Source organism: Actinorugispora endophytica (genome assembly GCF_004363075.1).
Lineage (GTDB): Bacteria > Actinomycetota > Actinomycetes > Streptosporangiales > Streptosporangiaceae > Actinorugispora > Actinorugispora endophytica.
This window is the reverse complement of the sequence record NZ_SNYN01000012.1, coordinates 112,262-126,991: the sequence shown is the minus strand read 5'-3', so window position 1 is coordinate 126,991 and position 14,730 is coordinate 112,262. Positions and strand designations below refer to the sequence as shown.

The following is a 14,730-nucleotide window of genomic DNA, read 5'->3' as shown; positions in this document are numbered from 1 at the left end:
GGCCGGACGAACTCCCACTCGGCATCCGACAGTTCATGACGACGTATCACGACACCATGATCCACCAGCGGCGATCATTTGAAAACACTACCTAGTAGGAGGAAGAGGAGAGCTCGGCGAAGAGGATACTGCCGTACAGCGCGAAGTAGATGATGCCGATCACGGCGCTGACGCCGAACAGGACCCAGGCGATCAGCGTCAGCACGCGCGCGGTGCTCGGGCTCGTGGTGGTCTGGACCAGCGCGATGATCGCCAGGATCAGGCCGATGAGGCCCAGCGGCCAGCACAGGCACAGGCCCAGCCCGTTGCAGATCAGCGCGCCGATCGCGCTGCCCTGGCTCGCCGGGGGCTCGCTGTTGGGCCTGCCGAAGGAACCGCCGTACCCGCCAGGGGGAGGAGGAGGCGGCGGAGGGGGAGCCCCCCACCCTCCCGTACCGCTGTGCGGCGGCCCTCCGTAGCCGCCGGGCGGTTGCCCCCCGTAGCCGCCGGGCGGTTGTCCCGGGTAGCTCATGTCCCAGCCTTTCCGTGTCTTTTCGTCAACTTCTCCGCCGATGCTCTCAGGTCCGGACGGGTGAACGCGTCGGCCGGTTCCATTCGTTACCCGGATCAGCCGCTTCCGGCCAGTGCCCGCCCCTGCTCCAGGCGCAGTTCGGGTCCGTCCCAGCCTCGGCGCAGCCACCGGTCGTGGGTGGCCACGACGACGGCCCCGGCCGAGGCGCGCAGCGCCTCCTCCAGCTCCTCGGCCAGGGCCAGGGAGATGTGGTTGGTGGGCTCGTCCAGCAGTAGGACCTGCGGGGCGCGTGCCACCAGCAGCGCCAGGGCGAGCCGCCGCCGCTGCCCGACGCTGAGCACCCCCACCGGGCGGTCCAGGTCGCGGGGCGCCACCAGGCCGAGCTCGCCCAGCACGGGCGGGTCCGCCGTCCTCGCGGTCATCGCCTCGAACAGGCGCGTCGGGGTGAGCTCGGGGCGGCGGAACACCACGTCCTGCTCCAGGAGCGCCACGGTGGCGCCGCGCCGCCACCGCACCGTCCCGGTCGGGGGGACCAGGGTGCGGGCCAGCACGTGCAGCAGGGTGGTCTTGCCCGCCCCGTTGGGGCCGGTGACCAGGAGGCGGCCGTCGGCGGGCAGGTCCAGGGCGTCCACGCGCAGCCGCCCGGGCACCTCCACGCCCCGGACGGTGAGCACGTGGCCCCCGGCGGCGGCCGCCCCGGTCAGCGCGGAGGAGAAGGACAGCGGCCGCGGAGGCCTGCGCACCTGGTCGCGTTCCAGCTCGTCCAGGCGGCGCCGGGCGTTGCGGACCCGGCGGGAGATCTGGCGCTGGACGTGCTCGCCCATCCCGTCGTAGTCCATCTTGTTGCCGTCCTTCATCGGCCGGAACTGGCCCACCCTGCGCGCCCTGGCGTGCACCGACTCGCGCAGTTCACGCAGCCGGGCCTGCTCGTCGGCGTACTGCTGCTCCCACCGCAGCCGCTCCGTCCGCTTCTCGCGCAGGTAGTAGGTGTAGGCGCCGCCGTAGTGGACCCGCCCCTCCCGGGACGGGTCCAGGTCGACGATGCCGGTGCACGCCTCGTCCAGGAACACCCGGTCGTGGCCGGCGAGCACGACGGCGCCGGGCATCGCGCGCAGGTGCCCGGAGAGGAAGGCCAGGGCGTCGTCGTCCAGGTGGTTGGTGGGCTCGTCCAGGAGCAGCGCCCGGGGGCGCCGGACCAGCAGAGCGGCCAGGCCCAGCCTGCTGCGCTGGCCGCCCGACAGGGTGGAGAGGGGCCGTTCGGCCGCGATCCCGGCCAGTCCCAGGCCTTCCAGCACCATTGCGGCCCGCCGGTCGGCGTCCCACACCTCGCGGGCCTCGGCGTGCTCCAGAGCCGCCCCGTAGGCGGTGAGCACGGCCGCGTCGTCGGGGCGGGCGTCGAGGGCCTCGGCTCCCGCGGCCAGGGCCGCCTCCACGGCGCGGACCTCGCCGAGCGCGTCCTCCACGACCGCGCCCAGCGCCGTCTCCGGCGGATAGGGGAGCTCCTGGCGCAGGAAACCGGTGTCGGCGGGGCGGGCGACGGTGCCCGCGTCGGGCTCCTCGGCCCCGGCCAGCAGCCGCAGCAGCGTGGACTTGCCCACGCCGTTCTCCCCGACCAGGCCGAGCCGCTGACCCGGCGCGACGTCGAGGGACAGCCCGTCGAAGACGACGCGCGAGCCGTACGTCTTGGCCAGGTCCCGAGCGGTGAGCACCGGGGACGATCCCGCCGGGGGCGGGGTGGGGAAGTCGTGGGTTCGCAAAACGCGCCACCATCCTGGTTCGGTTCCGGAGGCGGGCCTCGACGCGCGCGACGCGTGTCCGGGTGCCGTGGGAGACGGGGTCGAGGCCGCACCGTGTTGACGGGGGCCGCCCGCCGGGCGGGGGCGCGCTCCGAGAGGCCCTTGGAGCCGGGACCTCGGAGGGGCGCCTGCTCGACCACGCGGTGTGGAACCGGGTGGGAGCGCCTCGGACGCGGGCGGTGCTCGATGCCGTTACTTCACGAGGAGGAGGCTAATCAGAGGTGCGGGCGCGGGGCAAGTGGTTTTTCACCCCGACCCGCGTCACCGCTCCGCCGTGGCCGCCGTAGGGGGAGGAGCGGCCGGTCTGGTCCTCCACGACCGAGGTGATGATCGCGTCCAGTCCGGTGTCCGCGCTCCAGCCGATCAGTTCGCGGGCCAGGGAGGTGTCGGGGACGCGGTGGCCCGTCTCGGCGTATCCGGGGCCGCGGGCCACCTGGTGGTCGATGGTGACGATGCCGCTGCCGGAGCGGGTGAGCGCCAGGACCCGCCGGGCCAGCTCCATGATGCCGGTCCGGTCCCGCGCGCCGATGTTGACGGTCCGCCCGCGGGCGCGGGGCTGCTCCACGAGCGCGACCAGGGCGGGCACCACGTCGTGGACCGAGCAGAAGCAGCGCGTCTGGGAGCCGTCTCCGTGCACGGTGACGGGCCGCCCGTGCAGGGCCTGCTCGACGAAGGCGGGCAGGACGTGGCCGTAGTCGAGCGACTGGCGCGGCCCGGTGACGTCGAACAGCCGGACGGTCACGGTGTCCAGGCCGTACTCGTGGAAATACCGGGCCGTCAGGTACTCGCCCAGGCCCTTGGTGACGGCGGTGCACCAGCGTCCCTCCTGGGCGGGGCCCAGGATCCGGTCGTCGTCCTCGCGCAGGGCCTCGCCGTTGCTGCGGCCGTACACCTCGCCGCCCGAGGAGAACAGCACCCGGCACCCCCGGTCCAGCGCGGCGGCGAGCACCCGCTCGGTGCCCACGACGTTGACGTGCAGGGTCCGCACGGGTTCGATTCCGACCATTCTGGCGCCGACCAGGGACGCGAGGTGGAAAACCGTGTCGCAACCGGTCATCGCGGTGCGCAGGACGCCGGAATCCAGCACCGATCCGTGTACGAAGCTCGTTCGGGGGTCGCGCAGGGCGTGCACCAGGTTGGCCCGGGCCCCGGTGGACAGGTCGTCCAGGACCACGACCTCGTGACCGAGTGCGAGCAGGTATTCGACCAGGTGAGAGCCGATGAAACCGGCTCCGCCCGTCACCAGTGCCCTCATGCGAAACCACCATCCGACATGCCGAAGGACGTAACCGTCAAGGCTCATACAACTACACAGGGCGACAATCGGCGGGAAAGCGGTGAGGCGTGTCACGGGTGGACAGTTGTGTTCGCGAGTCGGACTTATGGTGGGATCATCAATGGCGGTTAGGTCCGAAGTGCGAAGTACGGTCCCCAAGGCCCAAGTCTGGCCCAAGGCGGGTGTTGCGTAATTGCACACCCCTACACAAAGCCGTAATTTGCACTCTGCGGCTCAAAGCCGACCGATCCCCGGTCCCGGATCGACTTGCTCTTCTCGTACGCCATTTCATTGTTAGGTCGGTTCGTAGTGTTCTGGAACCCTTCGTCCACCAAAGGGCGTTTTATCGGCATCTTTGCGGCATCGCTCGCTCTGGCCGCGCTTCCCGCCTGCTCGGCGCTGGGAGGCCCGTTCGGCGGTGAGGCAGATCTGCCTCCGGGGCTGCGCACGGTCGACGCCGCGTGGATCGAGGGACTGAGCACCGGGGAGCGGACCGTCTCCGTCGACGGCAAGAGCGTCACCAGCCGGTACCCGCAGGTTCCGGGCGCCGCCGACTTCACCACCGAGGTCCGCACCGCCATGGCCGAGCGGGAGACCGCGTTCCTCACCGGGGACGGAGGGACCTCGCTGGAGCAGGAGGCGAAGTTCCTGGTGGCCTCGGGCGGCGTGCTGGGAGCCCGCATCACCGCCAGGACCGACGGCGCGGTCGAGGGCACCAGCCGCTGGTACGACGCCGGATCGGGCGAGGCGCTGCCGTGGACCGCGCTGCTCAACGGGGACGAGGCGATCGACGAGCTGGGCGCGCAGGTGTCGCGGGTCCTGAGGGACGAGCACGGAGTGGCGCCGAACGCGCTGCCGCCGGGTCTGCCCGCGCCCGCCTCGCGGGGGCTCGCCGCGGACGACTCCGTCGAGCCGGCGCTCGTGGACCCCGAGGCGGCGTGGCAGAGCGCGGCGGACCGCGAGGGGTCGGCGCTGGAGGACATCGGGTTCAACGCCGCGGGCGAGCTGGTGGTCAGCTTCAGCCCCGGCGAGGCCGGCGAAGGCGAGGAGGACGTCCAGGTCCCCGTCCCCGACAGCGAGGTGCTGCTGTCCAGGTTCGGCCGGTCCGCGCGGACCGCGGTCATGGAGGACGCCCGGAGCGTGGACCTGGGTCCCGCGGACGGCCCCGTGGCGGGCCTGGACTGCGACCGGGTGCCGTGCGTCGCGCTGACCTTCGACGACGGCCCCGGAGAGGACACCGGCCTGCTGCTGGAGCACCTCGACGAGTACTCGGCCAAGGCCACCTTCTACGTGCTGGGCTCGCTGACCGAGAGTTCCCCCGAGACGGTCCGGAGCACCGCCGAGGCGGGCCACGAGATCGGCATCCACACCTGGAAGCACGACAACCTCGCCCTGATGGGCGGCGACGCGGTCAGGGACGACGTCGAGCGCACCGCCGCCGCCATCAAGGACGCCACCGGGGTCGAGGTGACCTCGATGCGCCCGCCGTACGGGTCGTTCAACGAGACCACCCAGGCGAACGTCGACTACCCGATGATCCTGTGGGACGTCGACACGCTGGACTGGCAGCACATGAACAAGGACAAGACCATCGACACCGCGGTGTCGGAGACCCAGCCGGGCAGCATCGTGCTCTTCCACGACATCCACCGGCCCACCGTGGACGCGATCCCCGCAGTCCTGGAGCAGCTCCAGGGCAAGGGCTACCACTTCGTCACGGTCTCGGAGCTGTTCGCCGACACCACCCTGGAGCCGGGCGTCGCCTACATGCGCCGCGACCAGGGCGCCTGACCTCCCACCCCCACGGGGCGGGGCGCCCGCTCCGGGCGCCCCGCCCCGCGGGCCCGCGCGCCCCTCTGCCGTCGGCAGATCTCCGCAGGGCAGAAACCCCTCCCCGCCCCCGCCCGCCCCGGCGAAGCTGGGGGAACCGGCCGCGGCGGGCGAGCGCCCGCCGCACGGAGGCCGGGTCCGAGGAGGAGAGACATGCGCCCCACCGCACCGCGGCTCGCGGCGGAGACGGCGGCAGCCGGCCCGTTCGACGACCAGCTGGCCGCCCGCCTGCTGCACGAGCGGATCATCGTCCTGGGCGACCAGGTCGACGACGCCGTGGCCAACCGCGTCTGCGCCCAGCTCCTGCTGCTGTCCGCCGAGGACCAGAAGCGGGACATCAGCCTCTACGTCAACAGCCCCGGCGGGTCCGTCACCGCGGGGATGGCCATCTACGACACCATGCGCTTCGTCCCCAACGACGTGGCGACCCTCGCCATGGGGTTCGCCGCGAGCATGGGGCAGTTCCTGCTGTGCGCGGGGACCGCGGGCAAGCGGTACACCCTGCCGCACACCCGGATCATGATGCACCAGCCCTCCGGCGGCCTCGGCGGAACCGCCGCGGACATCGCCATCCAGGCCGAGAACCTCGCCCACACCAAGCGTGTCATGCAGGAGCTGATCGCCCTGCACACCGGCCAGAGCGTGGAGACCATCGAGCGGGACAGCCGTCGGGACCGCTGGTTCACCGCCGAGCAGGCGCTGGAGTACGGACTCGTCGACCACGTCGTGGAGCACGCGTCCGCGCTGCGCACCCCGAGCACGCGGGGCTACGGATTCCTGGACCCCAAGAGCGCCGCCGACGGCGGCCGGAACACGGAGGAGCGGTCATGAGCCAGTACACGATCCCCACGGTCGTGGAGCGCACCCCCCACGGGGAGCGGGCCTACGACGTGTTCAGCAGGCTGCTGTCCGAGCGGATCATCTTCCTGGGCACGCCGATCGACGACGGCGTCGCCAACGTGGTGATGGCCCAGATGCTGCACCTGGAGGCCGAGAGCGCCGAGCAGGACATCAACCTGTACATCAACTCGCCGGGCGGCTCGGCCACCGCGCTGACCGCGATCTACGACACCATCCAGTTCGTGCGCCCCGACGTCTCCACGGTCTGCATGGGGCAGGCCGCGTCGGCGGCGGCGGTGCTGCTGGCCGCGGGAGCCCCCGGCAAGCGGTTCGCGCTGCGGCACTCGCGGGTGCTGCTGCACCAGCCCTCGACCAGCGGGCAGGGCGAGGCCGCGGACCTGGAGATCCAGGCGGCCGAGATCATGCGGGTGCGCGCCGAGATCGAGGAGATCCTGTCCAGGCACACCGGCCAGGACACGGCCACGCTGCGCGAGGACACCGACCGGGACAAGATCTTCACCGCCGCGCAGGCGCGCGACTACGGCCTCGTCGACCAGGTGGTCAGCGCGCGGGAGCTGGCCCGCGCGGCGGCCTGAACCCACGGCCGGAGGGGGAGGGCCCGGCGCGCCCGGCCCTCCCCCTCCGCGTCCGCTCAGGCCGCCAGGAGCATCGCCCGGGGGCCGCCCCGGGAGGCGAACCCGGGCGCCGCCGGGGCGGACACGGGCGCGGAGATGACGGAGAGCCGGTCGGCGACGTCGCCGACCAGGTCGACGAGGTGCAGGCCCAGAGCCCGGTAGACGGCGGCCAGCACCTCGGAGGAGGGCTCCTTGCGACCGCGCTCGATCTCGGACAGGTAGGGCATGGAGACCTGCGCGGCCTCGGCGACCTCGCGCAGCGTGCGCCCCTGCTCCTGGCGGGCCCGGCGCAGCACGTCGCCGATCAGGTGGCGCAGCAGGGGCTCCTCGGCTTCGGGCACGGCGTGCAAGGCGCGTTCGGTCATGGTGTGCCCTTCGCTGCTGGCCGGATCCACGGGTGCGGTCAGTCTATCGGAGGGAGCCCCGCCGGGCCCGGCCGCGGGTTTCAGCTCTCGGCGATTCTGCTGAGAGCAGGCGGGGGTGTCCGGGACCGCCGTCATGGGAGAGGGTGGCCGCCATGAGACTTCTGATCCTGGGCGGAACCGAGTTCGTCGGGCGCGCCGTCGCCGAGGAGGCGCTGGCGCGGGGCTGGGAGGCGACCGTCTTCCACCGGGGGCGCCACGATCCGCCGGAGGGTGCCGCCGTCCTGCGGGGCGACCGCACCGAGGCGGGCGGACTGGCGGCCCTGGAGAAGGGCGAGTGGGACGCCGTCGTCGACACCTGGTCGGGCGAGCCGTCGGCGGTGCGCGACGCGGCCCGGTTGCTGGCCGGGCGGGCCGGACACTACGCCTACGTGTCCAGCCGCTCGGTGTACTCCTATCCGGCCGAGCCGGGGCTGGACGAGGACGGCCCGGTGGTGGACGCCTCGCCCGACGACGGGAGGGTCGACTACGCGCGGGCCAAGCGGGGCGGCGAGCTGGCGGCGGTCGAGTCCTTCGGCGACCGGGCGGTGCTGGCGCGGGCGGGGCTGATCCTCGGCCCCCGGGAGAACGTCGGACGGCTGCCCTGGTGGCTGGGGCGGATTGCGCGCGGCGGAACGGTGCTGGCACCCGGGCCGCGCGGCCTGGAGCTGCAGTACGTCGACGCCCGCGACCTCGCCGCGTGGATCGCGGACGCGGTCGAGGGCGGGCTCGGCGGCGCCTACAACCTCGTGAGCCGACCGGGGCACGCCACGATGGGGAGCCTGCTGGAGGCGTGCGTGCGCGCCACCGGCTCCGACGCCGGACTGCGCTGGACCGACCCCGGGCCGATCCTGGACGCGGGCATCGAACCGTGGAGCGACCTGCCGATCTGGCTGCCGCCGGGCGAGCTCCACGACACGATGCACCGGGGGGACGTGTCCAGGGCCCTGGCCGCGGGACTGCGCTGCCGCCCCGTCGAGGAGACGGTCGCCGACACCTGGGCCTGGCTCCGGTCGCTGGGCGGCCGGGCGCCGCGGCGCCCCGACCTCCCCCCGGTGGGCCTGTCGAGGGAGGCGGAGGAGGAGTTCCTCCTCTCCCGCTGACCTTGGCCTCTCCGGGTCCCGGAGACGGTCGGGACCCCGGAGCGGCCGAGATCAGCGGGGAGAACGCGCCCCGGGGCCACCGGGCGGGGGAGCGGTGCTCGCGCGCTCGACGAGTTCGGTGGAAAGCTCCACCCGCCGGGTGCCGGGGTCCTGCCCGGCGACCAGGCGCAGCAGCATCCGGGTGGCCATCCGGGCCATCTCGCCGAGGGGCTGGCGCACCGTGGTCAGCGGCGGCGCCGCCCACGCGGCCTCGGGCAGGTCGTCGAACCCGACCACGCTGACGTCGTGCGGCACGCGCAGGCCGCGCTCGAACAGGGCCTCGTAGGCGCCCCGGGCCATCAGGTCCGAGCCCACGAAGATCGCGGTGGGCGGTTCGTCCAGGTCCATCAGGCGGTGCGTCTCGGCGTGCCCGCTGGGGGTTCGGAAGTCGCCGTGCCCGACGTAGTCCTCGGGTACGGCCAGGCCCGCGGCGTCCATCGCGCTGCGGTAGCCGTCCACGCGGGCGCGGCTGCACATGACCCGGGACGGGCCGCTGATGGTGGCGATGCGGGTGTGCCCCAGGCCGATCAGGTGCTGGGTGGCGGCCAGCCCCCCCGCCCAGTTCGTGGTGCCCACCGCGGGCACGTCCCGCGCGGGGTCGCCGATCGGGTCGACCACCACGACCGGCACGCCCAGCGCGGCGAGCCGGGCCTGCTGGTCCGGTGACAGCTCGGACAGCACCATGACCACGCCGTCGGAGCTGCGCGCGTGCACGTTGTCCAGCCAGCGGAGGCTGGGGCGGCTGCGGCCGCGGTCGTGCACGGCGGAGACGACGATCCCGAAGCCCTTCTCGTAGGCGACCTCCTCGGCCCCCGCCAGGATCTGCATGGCCCACGAGCTGTCCAGGTCGAGGAAGACCAGGTCGATCAGGCCGACGGGCTTGCGGGCGTGGGAGCGGCGCGGCCGGTACTGGTGCTCCTCCAGCAGCCGCTCGATCTGGCTCCGGGTCTCGGCCGAGACGTCGAGGTGGCCGTTGACCACCTTGGACACGGTCGAGACCGACACCCCGGCCTGGCTGGCGACCTCGGCCAAGGTCGGTCGTCGCTTGGACACACGCCTCCCCTTCAGCGCACTGGGCAGGCTGGAGCCCGCCCCGGCGAAGGCATCATATCTCGAAAACTTTCGGAGGTGTTCGAGGAGGGGCGGTGTTCGGCGGGGAGGGCTGGTCAGGGCCTCCTCCGGCTGCGACACGGAGCGGTGCACGGGCCGGTGGGGTGCTCATCGTGACGCGACCGAAACATTGCGACCCCTTGACGGCGATTTCCGTCACACTTAGCGTCTCTCTCACGAAAACTATCGGAAATCTTTCGGATCTTTTTCGGGGGATGTTTCGGTAGCCCTCCCGGATTCCGGCCTCCGTGCCCTGCCCCCTGAACCCAAGGACGGTGCCCCGCCCATGAGACGACGCACACCCTGGCCCCGCGTGATCGGCAGCGCCTCCCTGGCGCTCGTGCTCGGCCTCACCACCGCCTGCGGGACCTCCGGCCCCGGCACCGAGGGCGGCGTCGAGGTCTGGGCGCTGGAGGACGCGGCGGTGAACCCGATCGTGCAGAGCGGGATCGACACCTACAACGAGTCCGCCGAGACCCCCGCCGAACTCGTGACCTACGTCAACGACGCCTACAAGCAGCGCCTCCAGGTCGCCCTCGGGTCGCCCAACGCCCCCGACGTCTTCTTCAACTGGGGCGGCGGGAACCTCGCCCAGTACGTCGAGGAGGGCCAGGTCGTGGACCTCACCGACACCCTCGAGGCCAACCCCGGCTTCCGCGACGCCTTCCTGCCCAGCGTCCTGGACGTCGCGCGGGTGGAGGGCCGCTACTACGGCGTCCCCATGCTGGGGGTGCTCCCGGTCGTGCTGTTCTACAACAAGGAGGTCTTCGACGAGGCCGGCCTGGAGCCGCCCGCCACCTACGACGAGCTCCTGGACGCCGTGGACGTGTTCAAGGAGGAGGGCGTCACCCCCATCACCCTGCCCGGTGCCCAGGGCTGGACCGAGCTGATGTGGCTGGAGTACCTGCTGGACCGGGTCGGCGGCGCCGACAAGTTCCAGGCCATCGTCGACGGCGAGGAGGGCGCCTGGTCCGACCCGGCCGTGATCGAGGCCCTCCGGATGTGCCAGGACCTGGCCGACCGCGGCGCGTTCGGCACCAACTTCGCCTCCATCACCTACGACAACGCCAGCGCCTCCTCGCTGCTGGCCAGCGGCAAGTCCGCGATGTTCCTCATGGGGACCTGGGACTTCTCCACGCAGATGGACAACAACCCCGACTTCGTGGAGAGCGGCGACCTCGGCTTCGTGCCCTTCCCCGAGGTCGAGGGCGGCGAGGGCGAGCCGGGCGCGGTCGTGGGCAACCCGAGCAACTACTTCTCGGTCAACGCCGACAGCGCCGACACCGACGCCGCGATCGACTTCCTCACCGGGACCGTCGCCTCCGACTCCTACGTCGAGGGGCTCATCGAGGCAGGGCAGGTCCCCGCGGTCGAGGGCATCGAGGACCGGCTGAGCGAGACCGACCACGCCGACTTCACCACCTTCACCTACAACCTGGTCGCCGACGCCCCGTCCTTCACCCAGTCCTGGGACCAGGCGCTGACCCCGGCCACGTCGGAGGAGCTGCTCACCAACCTCCAGCTGCTGTTCCTGGGCGACCTCGGCCCCGAGGAATTCGCGCGGGCCATGGAAGGCAAGCGGTGACGTCCGTCGCGCGCACGGAGCGGCCCGGTGCGGTCTGGGCCGCTCCCGCTCTGCTCTTCTTCGGCCTGTTCGGCCTCGCCCCGGTCGTCATCGTGGCCTGCCTCAGCCTCACCAGCTGGAACGGCCTGGGGACGCCCGAGTGGGTCGGGCTGGACAACTGGCGGGCGCTGCCCGAAGACCCGCACGTCGGACCGGGCCTGCTGACCACCCTGGCCCTGACCGTGCTCACCTGGGCCACCCAGACCCCGCTGGCGCTGATGTTCGGCGCGTGGGCGGCCGGCCCCCAGCGCGTGCGCGCCGTGGCCGGCGCGGTGTTCTTCCTGCCGCTGCTGCTGTCCACGGCCGCCATCGCGCTGGTCTGGCAGGCGCTGCTGGACCCCAACTTCGGGGTCTCCGCGCAGATCGGCCCCTACATCGGCCTGGTGGACGGCAACGTGCTGGGCGACCGGTCGCTGGCGCTGTACGCGATCGTGTTCGTGCTGCTGTGGCAGTTCCTGCCGTTCCACATGCTGCTCTACCAGGCGGCGGCCCGGCAGATCCCGGCCTCGCTGTACGAGGCCGCCGAGATCGACGGGGCCGGCCCCGCCCAGCGCTTCCGGAGCATCACCGTGCCGCAGCTGCGGCACACCATCATCGCCTCGTCCGTGCTCATCCTGGTCGGCTCGATGACCTACTTCGAGACGATCCTGCTCCTGACCGGCGGCGGCCCCGGCACCGCGACCCGGATCCTGCCGCTGCACATGTACCTCCAGGGCTTCTCCGCGTTCCGGATGGGCTACGCCAGCGCGATCGCGGTCCTGCTGGTGCTGATCGGCACCGGCCTGTCCCTGCTGGTGGTGCGGGTGAGCGGCTACGCCCGGATGACGAGCGAGCGAGAAGGAGCCTGAGCATGCCGACCATGACCGCCGGCCCCGAGCGGGGGCGGCCTCCGGCCGCCGGCGCGGCGGGGTCCGAACGGCCCCGGTACCGTCGCGGGCGCCGCGGCCATCGCGGCCGGCCCGCGTACGGCGCGGGGATCGGCGCGGCCGCGTGGCTGATCGCCGTGGTCGTCCCCCTGTACTACCTGGTCGTCACGAGCTTCCGGGGCCGGGGCGGCTACATGGAGGACGGGCCGCTGGCCCTGCCCGACGAGCTGACCCTCGACAACTACCTGCGCGTGTTCGAGATCGGGTTCCTGCGCTTCCTCGGCAACAGCCTGGTCGTGGCGACGGGCGCGGTCGTGCTGGTGCTCGCGGTCGCCCTGCCGGCGGCGTTCGCCATCGTGCGCAGCCGCAGCCGGATCGTGCGCGTGGGATTCGTGCTGTTCCTGCTGGGCCTGGCCGTGCCCGCCCAGGCGGTGATCATCCCGATCTACCTGCTCATCACCCGGCTGCACCTGTACGACTCGCTCGCGGCGGTCGTCCTGCCCACCGCGGCGTTCGCGCTCCCGGTGTCCGTCGTCGTGCTCACCAGCTCGCTGCGGGACGTGCCCGGCTCGCTGTACGAGGCGATGGCGCTGGACGGCGCCGGGAACCTCCAGGTTTTCTGGCGCCTGGTGCTGCCGCTGTCCCGCTCGGGGGTGGTCACCGTGGCGATCTTCGTGGGCCTCAACGCCTGGAACAACTTCCTGTTCCCGCTCGTGCTGACCCAGAGCGAGGAGACCCGGGTGCTGCCGCTGGGCCTGTGGGCCTTCCAGACGCAGTACGGGACCGACGTGCCCGGCCTGATGGCGGCCGTCGTGCTGTCCGCGCTGCCGGTCTTCGCCCTGTACCTGTTCGGCCGCAGGCACCTGCTCGGCGGCCTGGCCGCCGGGTTCGGCAAGTGAGGGGCCCCCGCGCGGGGAGTCCGCGCCCCCGCGACGGCCCGCCCGGCCGGACGGTCCCCGACCCAGACCTCCGCCGACCCGGAGGAATCCGGCAAGCACGCCCCAGGAAAGGCAACGATGACGTCTACCCGTGACCGGCTCCCCGACACCCACGGTGCGGTCCGCTCCGGCACCATCCGCAACCCGGTGCTGACGGGGTTCCACCCGGACCCCTCGATCCTGCGGGTGGGCTCCGACTACTACCTGGCGACCTCGACGTTCGAGTGGTGTCCCGGGGTGACCCTGCACCACTCCCGGGACCTGGTGAACTGGCGGTCCCTGGGCGGGGCCCTGACCGAGACCCGGCTGCTGGACCTGACCGGGCGGCGCGACTCCGCCGGGGTCTGGGCCCCCGCGCTCTCCTACCGGGACGGGCTGTTCTTCCTGGTCTACACCAACGTCGACAACTACGCGGGGGGCTTCTGGGACACCCCCAACTACGTCACCACCGCGCGCGAGATCACCGGGCCCTGGTCCGACCCGGTCACGCTGCACACGCGCGGCTTCGACCCGTCGTTCTTCCACGACGAGGACGGGCGCAGCTGGATGCTCAGCAGCGCCATGGACTGGCGCCCCGGGCACAACGCGTTCGGCGGCATCGTCCTGCAGGAGTTCTCCGTGCGGGACATGGCGCTGGTGGGCGAGGCGCGGACGATCTTCGAGGGCACCGAGACCGGGGTGACCGAGGCGCCCCACCTGTACCGCCACGACGGCTGGTACTACCTCATGACGGCTGAGGGCGGCACCACCTGGAAGCACCAGGTCACCGTCGCGCGCTCGCGCGACATCACCGGCCCCTACGAGCCCGACCCGGCCGGGCCGACGCTGTCCGCCCGCGACCGCCCCGAGCTGACCCTGCAGAAGGCCGGGCACGCCAGCATGGTGCGGACCCCGCACGGGGAGTGGTACCTGGCGCACCTGACCGCGCGTCCCCTGACCCGGCGCGGCCGGTGCGTGCTGGGCCGCGAGACCGCGCTGCAGCAGGTCGAGTGGTCGGCCGACGGGTGGCCCCGGGTGGCCGGCGCCGTGCCGCGGGACGAGGTCCCGGGCCCGCTCGGCGCGGCCGCGCACCCGTGGCCCGAGACGCCCGCGGTCGACGACTTCGACGAGCCCGGACTGCGGCCCGAGTGGAGCACGCTGCGGCGCCCGGCGAGCCCCGACTGGGTGTCGCTGACCGAGCGCCCCGGCCACCTGCGCGTCCGCGGCGGCCAGTCGCCCTCGGGCCTGAGCGCCCCCAGCCTGGTGGCCCGGCGGGTCCAGCACCACCGGTGCGTGCTGGAGGCCGCGATGGAGTACCGCGCGGACGCCTTCCAGCAGATGGCCGGGATCACCGCGTACTACAACACCCACCAGTGGCACTATCTGCGGGTGGGCCACGACGAGCGGGACGGCCTGTTCGCGGGGGTGCTCACCAGCGACCGGGGCCGGGTGAGCGAGGCGGGCGGGCGCGTCGGCGTCGAGGGCTGGGAGCGGGTGCACCTGCGCGCGGAGATCGACGGGGCCGACCTGAGGTTCTCGATCTCGCCGGACGGCGGCGAGTGGACGGGGCTGGGCCCGGTCCTGGACGCGAGCATCCTGTCCGACGAGTACGCGGAGGAGCGGGTGGGCGACACCACCACCCTGTGGGGCTTCACCGGCGCGTTCCTGGGGATGTGGGTGCACGACCTGACCGGCGCGGGACGCCACGCCGACTTCGACTTCTGCTCCTACCGGTCCCAGCCCCCCACCTGAGACCGGAGGGCCGCGCGCCGGCCGCGGCCT

Annotated in this window: 13 protein-coding genes; 8 read left to right on the top strand and 5 right to left on the bottom strand. The window is 72.8% G+C overall.

Features of this window, described 5'->3' with window-relative positions; genetic code table 11:
- Positions 1-91: 91 nt before the first annotated feature.
- The 3 genes from EV190_RS15450 to EV190_RS15440 form a co-directional block, all read right to left on the bottom strand.
- Positions 92-511, bottom strand: a complete 420-nt coding sequence (locus EV190_RS15450) for a hypothetical protein (protein ID WP_133742265.1) — start codon at positions 509-511, stop codon at positions 92-94.
- 95 nt (positions 512-606) lie between these two features.
- Positions 607-2,268 (bottom strand): ABC-F family ATP-binding cassette domain-containing protein, encoded by a 1,662-nt coding sequence (locus EV190_RS15445; RefSeq protein ID WP_133742264.1) that lies wholly within the window; start codon positions 2,266-2,268, stop codon positions 607-609.
- A gap of 250 nt (positions 2,269-2,518) precedes the next feature.
- A complete protein-coding gene (locus tag EV190_RS15440; protein ID WP_133742263.1) occupies positions 2,519-3,562 on the bottom strand; it encodes an NAD-dependent epimerase/dehydratase family protein in 1,044 nt (347 codons plus the stop codon).
- A gap of 330 nt (positions 3,563-3,892) precedes the next feature.
- On the opposite strand from EV190_RS15440, the gene EV190_RS15435 reads away from it, so the two are divergent.
- From EV190_RS15435 to EV190_RS15425, 3 genes are all read left to right on the top strand, one after another.
- A complete protein-coding gene (locus EV190_RS15435) occupies positions 3,893-5,374 on the top strand; it encodes a polysaccharide deacetylase family protein (RefSeq protein ID WP_133742262.1) in 1,482 nt (493 codons plus the stop codon).
- A 192-nt stretch (positions 5,375-5,566) separates the two neighbouring features.
- The gene (locus EV190_RS15430) at positions 5,567-6,244 is read left to right on the top strand and encodes a ClpP family protease (protein ID WP_133742261.1); all 678 of its coding nucleotides are present in this window, start codon (positions 5,567-5,569) and stop codon (positions 6,242-6,244) included.
- The gene (locus EV190_RS15425) at positions 6,241-6,849 is read left to right on the top strand and encodes an ATP-dependent Clp protease proteolytic subunit (RefSeq protein WP_133742260.1); all 609 of its coding nucleotides are present in this window, start codon (positions 6,241-6,243) and stop codon (positions 6,847-6,849) included. The genes EV190_RS15430 and EV190_RS15425 overlap by 4 nt, the downstream gene beginning before the upstream one ends.
- Positions 6,850-6,905: 56 nt before the next feature.
- Here EV190_RS15425 and EV190_RS15420 read toward each other — a convergent pair whose 3' ends face one another.
- Complete coding sequence (locus EV190_RS15420) at positions 6,906-7,253, bottom strand: helix-turn-helix domain-containing protein (RefSeq protein WP_133742259.1); 348 nt, start codon at positions 7,251-7,253, stop codon at positions 6,906-6,908.
- A gap of 152 nt (positions 7,254-7,405) precedes the next feature.
- Between EV190_RS15420 and EV190_RS15415 the strand changes: the two genes are divergently transcribed.
- Entirely contained in the window at positions 7,406-8,392 is a 987-nt protein-coding gene (locus EV190_RS15415) for an NAD-dependent epimerase/dehydratase family protein (RefSeq protein ID WP_133742258.1), read from the top strand.
- Positions 8,393-8,443: 51 nt separating this feature from the next.
- Here the strand turns inward: EV190_RS15415 and EV190_RS15410 are convergent, their stop codons facing one another.
- Positions 8,444-9,484 carry a LacI family DNA-binding transcriptional regulator gene (locus EV190_RS15410; protein WP_133742257.1) on the bottom strand — a complete coding sequence of 347 codons (1,041 nt, stop codon included), beginning with the start codon at positions 9,482-9,484 and terminating at the stop codon, positions 8,444-8,446.
- A gap of 343 nt (positions 9,485-9,827) precedes the next feature.
- Here EV190_RS15410 and EV190_RS15405 point away from each other — a divergent pair, with 343 nt between their 5' ends.
- The 4 genes from EV190_RS15405 (at position 9,828) to EV190_RS15390 (ending at position 14,700) form a co-directional block, all read left to right on the top strand.
- The gene (locus tag EV190_RS15405; protein ID WP_133742256.1) at positions 9,828-11,126 is read left to right on the top strand and encodes an ABC transporter substrate-binding protein; all 1,299 of its coding nucleotides are present in this window, start codon (positions 9,828-9,830) and stop codon (positions 11,124-11,126) included.
- Entirely contained in the window at positions 11,123-12,013 is an 891-nt protein-coding gene (locus EV190_RS15400; RefSeq protein ID WP_133742255.1) for a carbohydrate ABC transporter permease, read from the top strand. Before EV190_RS15405 ends, EV190_RS15400 begins: the two co-directional genes overlap by 4 nt.
- 2 nt (positions 12,014-12,015) lie before the next feature.
- Complete coding sequence (locus tag EV190_RS15395; protein WP_133742254.1) at positions 12,016-12,930, top strand: carbohydrate ABC transporter permease; 915 nt, start codon at positions 12,016-12,018, stop codon at positions 12,928-12,930.
- A 117-nt stretch (positions 12,931-13,047) separates the two neighbouring features.
- Positions 13,048-14,700, top strand: a complete 1,653-nt coding sequence (locus EV190_RS15390) for a glycoside hydrolase family 43 protein (RefSeq protein WP_133742253.1) — start codon at positions 13,048-13,050, stop codon at positions 14,698-14,700.
- Positions 14,701-14,730: the final 30 nt, after the last annotated feature.